The organism is Paenibacillus sp. FSL L8-0638 (genome assembly GCF_038593075.1).
In the GTDB taxonomy this organism is placed as follows: Bacteria; Bacillota; Bacilli; order Paenibacillales; family Paenibacillaceae; genus Paenibacillus; species Paenibacillus polymyxa_D.
This window is the reverse complement of sequence record NZ_CP151960.1, coordinates 115,001-127,478: the sequence shown is the minus strand read 5'-3', so window position 1 is coordinate 127,478 and position 12,478 is coordinate 115,001. Positions and strand designations below refer to the sequence as shown.

Sequence of the window (12,478 nt, the reverse complement as noted above, 5' to 3'; positions counted from 1 at the left end):
TTATTGGAAAATCCCTTACAATAAGCACAAAGACACCCTGGTTCTCTAACCAGGGTGTCAGGCTGTCGAGAAAGTCTCGACAGCTTCTTTTATGTTAATTTTATTTAAGACGACACCGCGTTAATGTTTTATAATATAGGTAACTATTGTATAGAACGGACGGTGTTGATATGCTTCGACCTAATCAAGACAAACAACAATCTTTTGAATTGTTTCTCTGGAAGAACTGGTTCCCCAAGATCATTTGCTCCGCAAAGTGGATACATATATAGACTTCTCCTTTATTCATGAGAAGGTAAGCCCGCTGTATTGTGTGGACAACGGGCGTCCTGCCATTGATCCTACCGTATTGTTTAAAATGATTTTCCTCGGTTATTTCTATGGCATTCGCTCAGAACGGCAACTCGAGCGTGAAATTCAGACGAACTTGGCCTATCGTTGGTTTCTGGGGCTGGGCTTAACCGATAAAGTTCCGGACCATACGACGATTAGCTGGAATCGCCGTACACGCTTTAAAGACACCACGATCTTTCAAGATATCTTCGATGAAATTGTACTGTAGGCGATCTCTCACCGAATGGTGGGCGGGCGTGTTCTCATGACCGATTCCACCCACCTCAAGGCCAATGCCAATAAACATAAGTACACCAAAGAGCAAGTATTGCAGAATACCAAAGACTATATGGACGAGCTTAACGAAGCGGTGAAGGATGACCGGAGAAACCACGGAAAAAAGCGTTAAAATCTCGAGAGGAAGTGAACGAAGAAAAAGAAATAAAAGTAAGCAAAACCGACCCGGACAGCGGCTATATGATCCGTGATGGCAAGCCCGAAGGCTTCTTCTATCTGGACCACCGAACGGTGGATATGAAGTACAATCTCATTACCGATGTGCATGTGACACCGGGAAATGTACATGATTCCGTCCCCTATTTGTCCCGTTTGGACCGCCAACGGGAACGTTTTGGTTTTCAAGTAGAAGCCGTGGCACTAGACTCAGGTTATTTAACGACGCCGATTTGTCGAGGTTTACAAAACCGAAAGATTTTTGCCGTGATTGCTCACCGAAGATTCCATCCCAGACAAGGACTATTCCCAAAATGGAAGTTTGAATACGATGCCAAACGCAATATGTATAGATGCCCGGCCCAACAAGAACTGCCCTACCGGACGACGGACCGTAAGGGATATCGGCAGTATGCCTCTGACCCAGCACAGTGTCAGCATTGCCCGTTGCTGAACCAGTGTACCCAGTCTCAAAACCACCGCAAAGTGGTGACTCGGCATGTCTGGGAAGACAGCAAAGAGTGGGTACGGAGCAACCGGTTGAGCCTATCCGGTAAAAAACTGTACCGCAAACGAAAAGAGACGATTGAGCGAAGCTTCGCGGATGCCAAAGAGCTCCATGGGTTTCGCTATTGCCGTTTGCGCGGTCTTCCAAACGTCAGGGAACAAGCCCTTATGACGGCAGCCGTGCAGAACATGAAGAAGATGGCAATCCACCTGGATCGCCTGGAAAAACAGGGTAAACTCCCCTGTTTCCCCAGAGACCAGAGCATTATAATGCAAAAAAGAAACCCACGTCTCAAAATGACGGGGTTCTCGACAATCTGACACCCTGGTTCTCTAACCAGGGTGTACTATCGATGCAATATATTTTTAGGAGAAAGGTCTTCCTGCTTATGAACCTTCTCTGTTATGATGATCCACGTGATTCCGCTGTTTCACCTTCTTGGAACCAGATAACGGCTCCTGCTGATGACTACGCTCACGCTTTTCGTTACTTCCACCAGAATCCTGTGCTTCAGGGACAGGAATGGCTTTAGGCTTGCCCATTTATGCATCCTCCATTCTCAGTCTATATTTGTGGTACATCAACAAATCCGTTTATTACCATTAAAAATAGGACTATAGATGGTGTAGATCTTCTGTTTTATCGTGGTTTAGTGAATCCTGATGACGGCGATCATTACGATCCTGCTGCACTTGCTGTGCCTGATGACTATTCACTGGACGTTGCTCCAAATCATCAACAATGTTAGACAGGTTTTTATCCAGTCCGTTTTTGGCTTTTGTCATGTAGCCTTCCTCCTCATTCCTTCATACTACGAATGCGTCAATGACTGTAATGTCTGGGCACATTGGTGAATATGCCGAGTATAATCGGACACCAGCTGTTGAATGATATCTGTTCGTTCATCTACAGACTGTCCATCCCGCTCTACATCGACTAAGCTAACCTGCACTTCCCGGGAATCTACATAAGTACATGCAAAATCAAAGGAGTACATTTGTCGGCCTTCTACCTCGATGTGGATTCGTATTGCCCGGTTGTCAGCTTCATCTGCCTGTACCTGCGATTTATCCCCTGAATTCAAAAGAATCGGCAGTTGTTCCTGCCAGGCCTCTACCAGCTTTTGCTGATCTACTGTCATTTCTCGATTCATGCCAGCACCTCCATATCTGATAACGTGTGAAAAAACCGAGCTTTTTATACAACAAAAAAACCATTCTCCACGATTCCTGATCATTAGCATCTAAAGGCCAATGTACCAGCTATCGTATTTGAATGGCTTGGTTTATTTATAATATGGCGGAGAGGATGGGATTCGAACCCATGTGAGCTTGCACTCTAACGGTTTTCAAGACCGCCCCGTTATGACCGCTTCGGTACCTCTCCAGGTGGTAAATGGATAAAGCTGCTTCCCTTTTAAACACACTCAGGCGCAACAAAATTATTTTACCACAGAATTTCTAAGAATGCAATACTTACTGTTTAGGAGCAATAACCTCAATGCCTCGCATGTATGAACGCAGTACTTCTGGGATCACGATGCTTCCATCCTCTTGCTGATAGTTCTCCAAAATAGCAGCCACAGTCCGTCCTACAGCCAATCCTGAACCGTTCAGCGTATGTACAAATTCAGGCTTCGCCTTTGAATCTGGACGAAACCGGATGTTCGCACGACGCGCTTGGAAGTCTTCTGTGTTTGAACAAGAAGAAATCTCGCGGTACATGCCACTCTCAGGCAACCATACTTCCAGATCGTACGTTTTGGCAGACGTAAAACCCATATCTCCCGTGCAAAGTGCCAGCACACGATATGGAAGTCCGAGCAGCTGTAAAACACGCTCAGCGTTATTCGTCATTTTCTCCAATTCCTCATAAGAGGTATCCGGGTGAACCAGCTTAAGCATCTCTACTTTATTGAACTGATGCTGACGGATCAGGCCACGTGTATCACGTCCCGCTGATCCTGCCTCCGAGCGAAAGCATGAGCTGTATGCCACATAATATTTCGGAAGCTGCTCCGCATTCATGATCTCTTCACGGTGGTAGTTCGTTACCGGAACTTCAGCCGTAGGAATGAGATAATACTCCGTATCACGCAGCTTGAACAAATCTTCTTCAAACTTCGGAAGTTGGCCCGTTCCGTACAAGCTGTCCCGATTTACGATGTATGGAGGAAGCATTTCTTCATAACCATGCTCACTGCTGTGCAGATCCATCATAAAGTTAATCAGCGCACGTTCTAGTCTTGCTCCCAGTCCTTTGTAGAACGTAAAACGAGAACCCGTTACCTTGGCTGCTGCTTCAAAATCAAGAATATCTAGATCCTGAGCCAACTCCCAATGCGCTTTGGGTGTAAAAGAAAACTCGCGCGGCTCCGACCAGCGACGGATTTCTACATTATCCTCTTCCGATGCGCCAACAGGTACTGTTTCATTGGGAATATTCGGAATAGACATCACCAGTTCGTCGATCTGAACTTCCAGTTCGCGTACTTGCTCATCTAATTCTTTGATACGATCGGAGACTTGACGCATTTCTGCAATAAGATCATCCGCATTTTCCTTATTCTTCTTCAACTTGGCTACTTCACCGGATACCACGTTCCGACGATTTTTGAGCCCTTCACTTTCCTGAAGTAACTCACGACGGCTTACATCCAGATCTGTAAAACCATTAATCAGATCCAGAGATTTTCCCCTGTTCTGCAAAGCTTTCTCAACCCGACCAAGCTCATTACGTAAAATCTTTATATCTAACACAGGTAATCCCTCCTACACTACAAACCTGACTTTCACTATTCGCGGACCATATCCACAAAATATTGATGTAACCGGTAATCGTCTGTTAACTCCGGATGGAAGGATGAAGCCAGCAAATGACCCTGACGGGCTGCCACGATCTCGCCGTTATACTCAGACAGCACATCTACTCCCGTTCCAACAGACTGTATTAATGGTGCGCGTATAAATACGGCACGAACCGGTTCCTCAATCCCTTTAATGTTCAAGTCTGTTTCAAAGCTCTCTCTTTGGCGACCAAATGCATTACGCGATACTGTAATATCCATGAGTCCCAAATGTGCTTCTTCCTGTCCTTGAATCGTTTTAGCCAGTACAATCAATCCTGCGCAAGTGCCAAATACAGGCTTGCCTTGATTGGAAAACTGACGTATAGCCTCTATAAAGTCATACTTGCGCATTAGCTTACCGATAGTGGTACTTTCACCACCGGGAATGATAAGACCGGACAGCTCATCGAGCTGTTCGATCTTCTTCACCGCTATACCTTCCGCACCCGCACGTTCAACGCTTCGTATATGTTCAGCTACAGCGCCTTGCAGCGACAATACACCTATTTTCATGCCGGTCCCTTCTTTCTTACCAACCACGATCCTGCATGCGCTCATGCGGTGCCAGTTTGGAAATTTCAATGCCTTTCATAGGAGTTCCCAAATTCTTGGAGACTTCTGCGATCAGCTTGTAATCCGTATAATGAGTGGTCGCTTCCACGATTGCCCGTGCAAACTTCTCAGGGCTATCCGACTTGAAAATACCAGAACCTACAAAGACGCCATCAGCGCCTAAATGCATCATTAACGCGGCATCAGCAGGTGTTGCTACACCACCCGCTGCAAAGTTAACCACTGGCAGCTTGCCAAGCTCATGCACTTCTAACAGCAGTTCATATGCAACACCGAGGTTTTTCGCTTCTGCATACAGCTCGTCCTTCGACAAGTTTTGCACCTTGCGAATTTGACCATTGATAAAACGCATATGACGAACGGCCTCAACAATATTCCCAGTTCCCGGTTCACCCTTCGTACGGATCATAGATGCACCCTCACCAATGCGACGCAGCGCTTCTCCCAGATCCTTGGCTCCACAAACAAATGGAACGGTGAACTCCCGCTTATCAATATGGAAAACTTCATCCGCAGGTGTCAATACTTCGCTCTCATCGAGATAGTCAACACCGAGAGATTCCAGTACCTTTGCCTCTACAAAGTGACCGATGCGAGCCTTAGCCATAACAGGAATAGAAACAACCTTCATAACTTCTTCCACAATCGTTGGGTCAGCCATACGAGCAACCCCACCAGCTGCACGGATATCCGAAGGTACCCGTTCAAGAGCCATTACAGCTGTAGCTCCTGCTGCCTCTGCAATTTTAGCCTGCTCAGCGTTCATGACATCCATGATTACGCCACCTTTTTGCATCTCTGCCATACCTCTTTTTACACGCGAAGTTCCCGTTTCCATGTCGTTGCCTCCTGTAAGGGTTACGTTTAGATTCTAACTAAATATTTTACCGCACGAATGCCAAATACACAATCATTTCAAGCTGCAAAATAAGTAATGAAAAACAAGGTAGGTCGCTTAGCTTTGCTTATTAGGTTGCTTAGCTTTGCTTATTTAGAAGAGATTCTTAATTCCTTGGAACAGATCTCCGAAGAAATCACCGATTGCCCGGAAAAGCATTCGGAACCAGCCGCCCTCTTCTACTGCCGTCGTAGTAACCAGATCAACGGTTTTCGTCTGCCCTTTATCCACACCGTCTGTCTTGTACGTGTACGTAATGGTTCCGACTTTGGCCCCTTGCTTCAAAGGTGCTACAAGAGAGCTTGCTGGTGTAATGTTCGTTGTAAAGGTTACCTTGGGATTGCTCGCACCCTTGGGTACGATAAAACTTACTGCATCTTTTGTAACGATCGGCACTTCTGTTTCCGTACCTTTGGTCACTGGCACATTCTCAACACCCTTAACCACCGTCTTTGGGGCAATAACCTGCTTCACTTCAAAATTATCAAAACCATAGTTCAGCACTTTAGCTGTCTCTGTAAAACGGTGTGCATCTGAATCAGCTCCCATAACTACACTGATGAGACGCATTCCATTGCGCTCAGCGGTTCCTGTAAAACAGTTGCCAGCATTGGCCGTATGGCCTGTTTTCATCCCGTCTAAACCTGGGTAAGCAAACTTTCTAAAGTTAGTAATATTTTTGTTTGCTTCTAGCATCCAGTTAATGTTAATAAGCGGCGCCTTGTCAGTAGGACGGAATTTGTAAGATTGAATTGTTGTGAATCGTGTGTAATCCGGATGATCTTTAATGATGTAACCAGCCAGAGTAGCTGCATCTCTGGCTGTCATCACCGTTTCCCGGTCTGTATCCGGCTGGAAGCCTTTCGGCATATCACCACGGTCCAAACCAGTCGAGTTGATAAAATACGTATTTTTCATGCCCATTTTCTGAGCTGTTTCATTCATTAGTTTTACAAAATCCTGCTCAGTTCCGGATACGCGTTCAGCAAGGGCTACTGTTGCATCATTAGCAGAACCTACCGCCATTGCAATATAAAGCTCTTCTACCGTATGTTGATCCCCTTGAGCCAAAAAAATACGTGATCCAATGCTCTTAGAAGCATTCTCGTTAACCGTAACCTTATCCGTCCACTTGAGTTTACCTTGCTTAACCTGTTCAGCCACGATGTATTCTGTCATCATTTTAGTCATACTTGCTGGTGGAAGTGGTTCATCTGGATTCATAGACAGTAATACTTGCCCAGTGGAAGGCTCGACCAAAATGGCCGAACGTAGTGCCAGACTAGGGGGGGTAATAGAACCTGTCCCCGTAATATTGGTTGCCTGTGTTGCTGCTCCAGCTGCAAAAGTAGCCACGCTCGGATCGAAATTGCCTACAACAGGCAATGCCGACATATACATCATATTGAGCACCATGACTGCAGTCACACTCTTTTTAATCATGCTACGTTTTGTATTTCGTTTTAAATTGTTCGCTTTCAAATGAATACAAACTCCTCTCGTACCTCAACCCGATCCGCTATGTATAACGAGACGGTGGTTACAGCCTCTACTCGGCCAATGTAATTAATGTTTTAGTGTTAAAATCCAGTTTCATTTCGTTTTATTTCGCTTTCTTAGTTGTATCCTGTCATGAGCATTTTCTGCTCAAATCTTCTTCACTAGTAGGAATCGTCCAAAAGACCTACGTGTCCTAATTCATCAATAATTTCGTTATAAAGGCGGACACTTGTCTATTCTATCACAGGGGTATCTCTAAAAAAAGACAGGCAGAGCGAAATACGCTCTGCCTGTCGTCAAGTCTACTACAGCCGAACTTTATAGAGAGTAGTTTGGTGCTTCTTTCGTAATTTGCACATCATGCGGATGGCTCTCACGCAGACCAGCGCCTGTAATACGGATAAAGCTTGTATCGTTACGAAGCTCTTCAATATTAGCTGTACCACAATAACCCATACCGGAACGAAGACCGCCCAACAGCTGATGAACAGTGTCGGAAAGTGGTCCTTTATAAGCAACGCGTCCTTCGATGCCTTCCGGTACCAATTTCTTGTCGTCATCTTGAAAATAACGATCTTTACTACCTTGCTTCATCGCAGCCATAGAGCCCATACCGCGATATACTTTGAAGCGGCGTCCTTGATAAATTTCAGATTCGCCCGGGCTTTCTTCCGTACCTGCAAAAAGACTTCCCAGCATTACCGCAGAAGCGCCTGCCGCAATGGCTTTTGTAATTTCACCGGAGTATTTAATACCGCCGTCTGCAATAATAGGAATATTATATTCACGTGCTACTGTTGCACAATCATAAATTGCTGTTACCTGTGGAACACCTATCCCTGCAATTACGCGTGTTGTACAGATGGAGCCTGGACCAATACCGACTTTTACGACCGATGCTCCTGCTTCAATCAATTCGCGCGTTCCGTCTCCAGTAGCTACATTACCTGCTACAATCGTCAGATCAGGATAAGCTTCACGCAGCTTGCGGACCGCTTCAATGATGTTAATATGATGGCCGTGAGCAGAGTCCACAACAATCATATCCACACCCGCTTTTACAAGTGCTTCAGTCCGATCAAATGTATCCTTGGAAATACCAACAGCCGCACCGACCAGAAGACGACCTTGTGCATCTTTCGCTGCGTTCGGAAATTGAATAGCTTTCTCAATATCTTTAATGGTGATAAGACCTTTGAGATAATTTTCATCATCGACCAATGGGAGCTTTTCAATCTTATGCTTTTGCAAAATGACTTCCGCTTCCTGTAAAGTCGTACCTACAGGTGCAGTTACCAGTTCTTCCTTCGTCATGACTTCACTGATTTTAAGGTTAAAATCGTGAATAAAGCGAAGATCGCGGTTGGTAATAATACCCACCAGTTTGTTTTCTTCGTTTACAACAGGTACACCAGAAATACGGTATTTACCCATAACTGCTTCGGCATCGGATACCAAATGATCCGGAGTCAATGAGAATGGATTGGTGATAACACCGCTCTCAGAACGTTTAACCCGATCCACCTCTACCGCTTGCTGTTCAATCGACATATTTTTATGAATAATACCGATACCGCCCTCACGAGCCATCGCGATTGCCAACACTGCCTCAGTAACAGTATCCATACCAGCACTCATCAAAGGAATATTCAGCTTTACGTTATCACTCAAACGAGTCGCCACGCTTACTTCTTTGGGCAGAACCACCGACTTGCGAGGTACCAGTAAAACATCGTCAAAGGTAAGGCCTTCCTTACCGAATTTATCTTCCCACACCAAGATGATCCTCCTTCAAATTGTTTAGTCTGTATTGGTCTTGTTGTCTGTCCGACATGGACAAATCAAGGCTCTCTGAAAATATATTATTGCAATCTTAGCAAAGCGGTATAGGGGTGTCAAGCCTTCAACAATAGCCCTAACCTTTAGTATTTCCCTGTACAAACAACTGTACTCCTACGGAGGACAACCTTTAAAAATAAGCGTATTTAAGAGTAATAGCTATTCACAAGGGTGTATCTCTTCTTTGAATGCGCAGCATAGAAGCAATTATACAAGTGGTTTGCACCGTAATATACCAAAGAGGACCATGATCTCATTGAGATCATGGTCCTCTTTACTTGTTGCTTGGCGACGTCCTACTCTCCCAGGACCCTGCGGTCCAAGTACCATCGGCGCTGGAGGGCTTAACGGTCGTGTTCGGGATGGGTACGTGTGGAACCCCTCCGCTATCGCCACCAAACATGAATTTGCTATGCAAATTCTATCGTACGGTTATTCAGTTCATCACATATCGTGTGAATGAATAGCCATGCGCTTGTCGTATGTCACTTGTACATACCTTCAAGGTTACACCCTGAAAACTGGATCCGAAACTCATTTGCGTTTTATCTTAGGATAAGCCCTCGACCGATTAGTATTGGTCAGCTCCATGCATTACTGCACTTCCACCCCCAACCTATCTACCTCGTCGTCTTCAAGGGGTCTTACATACTGGGAAATCTCATCTTGAGGGGGGCTTCACGCTTAGATGCTTTCAGCGCTTATCCCTTCCGTACATAGCTACCCAGCGGTGCTCCTGGCGGAACAACTGGTACACCAGCGGTACGTCCATCCCGGTCCTCTCGTACTAAGGACAGCTCCTCTCAAATTTCCTACGCCCACGACAGATAGGGACCGAACTGTCTCACGACGTTCTGAACCCAGCTCGCGTACCGCTTTAATGGGCGAACAGCCCAACCCTTGGGACCTACTTCAGCCCCAGGATGCGATGAGCCGACATCGAGGTGCCAAACCTCCCCGTCGATGTGGACTCTTGGGGGAGATAAGCCTGTTATCCCCAGGGTAGCTTTTATCCGTTGAGCGATGGCCCTTCCATGCGGTACCACCGGATCACTAAGCCCGACTTTCGTCCCTGCTCGACTTGTAGGTCTCGCAGTCAAGCTCCCTTCTGCCTTTGCACTCTTCGAATGATTTCCAACCATTCTGAGGGAACCTTGGGGCGCCTCCGTTACTCTTTAGGAGGCGACCGCCCCAGTCAAACTGCCCACCTGACACTGTCCTCGCACCGGATTACGGTACCAAGTTAGAACCTAGATACGATCAGGGTGGTATCCCAAGGATGCCTCCCTTCAAGCTGGCGCTCAAAGTTCTACGGCTCCCACCTATCCTGTACAGATCGTACCCAAATTCAATATCAAGCTGCAGTAAAGCTCCATGGGGTCTTTCCGTCTTGTCGCGGGTAACCTGCATCTTCACAGGTATTAAAATTTCACCGGATCTCTCGTTGAGACAGCGCCCAAGTCGTTACGCCATTCGTGCGGGTCAGAATTTACCTGACAAGGAATTTCGCTACCTTAGGACCGTTATAGTTACGGCCGCCGTTTACTGGGGCTTCGGTTCATAGCTTCGCCCCGAAGGGCTTACCACTCCCCTTAACCTTCCAGCACCGGGCAGGCGTCAGCCCGTATACTTCGCCTTGCGGCTTCGCACAGACCTGTGTTTTTGCTAAACAGTCGCTTGGGCCTTTTCACTGCGGCCCCCTCGGGCTATTCACCCTACCGAGGCACCCCTTCTCCCGAAGTTACGGGGTCATTTTGCCGAGTTCCTTAACGAGAGTTCTTCCGCGCGCCTTAGAATTCTCTTCTCGCCTACCTGTGTCGGTTTGCGGTACGGGCACCTTCTCCTGGCTAGAGGCTTTTCTTGGCAGTCTGAGATCATGACCTTCGCTACTACAATTTTCGCTCCCCATCACAGCCCAGCCTTACGATGTGCGGATTTGCCTACACACCAGCCTCACTGCTTAGACGGACATCCATCAGTCCGCGTCACTACCCTACTGCGTCACCCCATCGCTCATAACGGATTACGGTGGTACAGGAATTTCGACCTGTTGTCCTTCGACTACGCCTATCGGCCTCGCCTTAGGTCCCGACTTACCCTGAGCGGACGAACCTTCCTCAGGAACCCTTAGGCTTTCGGCGGATCTGATTCTCACAGATCTTTTCGTTACTCATACCGGCATTCTCACTTGAATGCAGTCCAGCGCTCCTTACGGTACACCTTCAACCCGCATTCAACGCTCCCCTACCCCTGATGCAAGCATCAAGCCATAGCTTCGGTGGTGTGTTTAGCCCCGTTACATTTTCGGCGCAGAGTCACTCGACCAGTGAGCTATTACGCACTCTTTCAATGGTGGCTGCTTCTAAGCCAACATCCTGGTTGTCTGTGCAACTCCACATCCTTTCCCACTTAACACACACTTGGGGACCTTAGCTGATGGTCTGGGCTGTTTCCCTTTCGACAATGGATCTTAGCACTCACTGTCTGACTCCCGGAACTAAATCTATGGCATTCGGAGTTTGACTGAGCTTGGTAACCCTTGCGGGCCCCGCACCCAATCAGTGCTCTACCTCCACGATTCTTCTTTCCGAGGCTAGCCCTAAAGCTATTTCGGGGAGAACCAGCTATCTCCGGGTTCGATTGGAATTTCTCCGCTACCCCCACCTCATCCCCGCATTTTTCAACATGCGTGGGTTCGGGCCTCCAGTGCGTGTTACCGCACCTTCACCCTGGACAGGGGTAGATCACCCGGTTTCGGGTCTACGTCCACGTACTCAAGTCGCCCTATTCAGACTCGCTTTCGCTGCGGCTTCAGCTCTTCACCTTAACCTTGCACGGGAACGTAACTCGCCGGTTCATTCTACAAAAGGCACGCCATCACCCCTAGATCGGGCTCTGACTTCTTGTAAGCACACGGTTTCAGGATCTATTTCACTCCCCTTCCGGGGTGCTTTTCACCTTTCCCTCACGGTACTGCTTCACTATCGGTCGCCAGGGAGTATTTAGCCTTGGCAGATGGTCCTGCCGGATTCATACGGGGTTTCACGTGCCCCGCACTACTCGGGATCCGTCTCGGAGAGAACAAGTTTTGAACTACAGGGCTTTTACCTTCTCTGGCGGGCCTTTCCAGACCTCTTCATCTAACCGGTTCCTTTGTAACTCCATGTGAGACGTCCCACAACCCCAAGGAGCAAGCTCCTTGGTTTGGGCTAATCCGCGTTCGCTCGCCGCTACTGACGGAATCACTATTGTTTTCTCTTCCTCAGGGTACTTAGATGTTTCAGTTCCCCTGGTCTGCCTCTATTCTGCCTATGTATTCAGCAGAAAGTGACTGTCGATGAAGACAGCCGGGTTTCCCCATTCGGACATCCCCGGATCAAAGCTTGCTTACAGCTCCCCGAGGCTTTATCGTTGTTCGCCACGTCCTTCGTCGGCTCCTGGCGCCTAGGCATCCTCCGTGTGCTCTTTGTAGCTTAACCTAGTATTTACATCGTAAATACGATTTGCTTTGAATTTCGGTTCAACA

The 12,478-nt window shown here is 47.3% G+C and carries 8 protein-coding genes, 1 tRNA gene, 2 rRNA genes and 1 pseudogene; 1 reads left to right on the top strand and 11 read right to left on the bottom strand.

Annotated features, from left to right (window positions below; genetic code table 11):
* Positions 1-170: 170 nt before the first annotated feature.
* Positions 171-1,527, top strand: a pseudogene (locus MKY35_RS00485) (IS1182 family transposase); the annotation flags it as partial.
* A 153-nt stretch (positions 1,528-1,680) separates the two neighbouring features.
* Here the strand turns inward: MKY35_RS00485 and MKY35_RS00480 are convergent.
* The 11 genes from MKY35_RS00480 to MKY35_RS00430 form a co-directional block, all read right to left on the bottom strand.
* Entirely contained in the window at positions 1,681-1,836 is a 156-nt protein-coding gene (locus MKY35_RS00480; protein WP_029514956.1) for a small acid-soluble spore protein P, read from the bottom strand.
* A gap of 72 nt (positions 1,837-1,908) precedes the next feature.
* On the bottom strand, positions 1,909-2,079 hold the full coding sequence (locus MKY35_RS00475; protein WP_007428073.1) for a hypothetical protein: 171 nt from the start codon (positions 2,077-2,079) through the stop codon (positions 1,909-1,911).
* A gap of 26 nt (positions 2,080-2,105) precedes the next feature.
* Positions 2,106-2,447, bottom strand: coding sequence for a hypothetical protein (locus MKY35_RS00470; RefSeq protein WP_029514958.1), 342 nt, complete (start codon positions 2,445-2,447; stop codon positions 2,106-2,108).
* A gap of 144 nt (positions 2,448-2,591) precedes the next feature.
* A tRNA-Ser gene (locus MKY35_RS00465) sits at positions 2,592-2,680 on the bottom strand.
* Between the two features lie 89 nt (positions 2,681-2,769).
* The gene (gene serS / locus MKY35_RS00460) at positions 2,770-4,053 is read right to left on the bottom strand and encodes a serine--tRNA ligase (protein WP_025720034.1); all 1,284 of its coding nucleotides are present in this window, start codon (positions 4,051-4,053) and stop codon (positions 2,770-2,772) included.
* A 35-nt stretch (positions 4,054-4,088) separates the two neighbouring features.
* Positions 4,089-4,655 carry a pyridoxal 5'-phosphate synthase glutaminase subunit PdxT gene (pdxT, locus tag MKY35_RS00455; RefSeq protein ID WP_029514961.1) on the bottom strand — a complete coding sequence of 189 codons (567 nt, stop codon included), beginning with the start codon at positions 4,653-4,655 and terminating at the stop codon, positions 4,089-4,091.
* Positions 4,656-4,671: 16 nt separating this feature from the next.
* Complete coding sequence (pdxS, locus tag MKY35_RS00450; protein WP_025720037.1) at positions 4,672-5,553, bottom strand: pyridoxal 5'-phosphate synthase lyase subunit PdxS; 882 nt, start codon at positions 5,551-5,553, stop codon at positions 4,672-4,674.
* A 153-nt stretch (positions 5,554-5,706) separates the two neighbouring features.
* Positions 5,707-7,095: a D-alanyl-D-alanine carboxypeptidase family protein gene (locus tag MKY35_RS00445; protein ID WP_322253035.1), complete on the bottom strand. Its 1,389-nt coding sequence runs from the start codon at positions 7,093-7,095 to the stop codon at positions 5,707-5,709.
* A 336-nt stretch (positions 7,096-7,431) separates the two neighbouring features.
* Positions 7,432-8,889: an IMP dehydrogenase gene (guaB, locus tag MKY35_RS00440; RefSeq protein WP_013308172.1), complete on the bottom strand. Its 1,458-nt coding sequence runs from the start codon at positions 8,887-8,889 to the stop codon at positions 7,432-7,434.
* Between the two features lie 346 nt (positions 8,890-9,235).
* A 5S ribosomal RNA gene (rrf, locus tag MKY35_RS00435) occupies positions 9,236-9,352 on the bottom strand.
* 151 nt (positions 9,353-9,503) lie between these two features.
* A 23S ribosomal RNA gene (locus MKY35_RS00430) occupies positions 9,504-12,431 on the bottom strand.
* Positions 12,432-12,478: the final 47 nt, after the last annotated feature.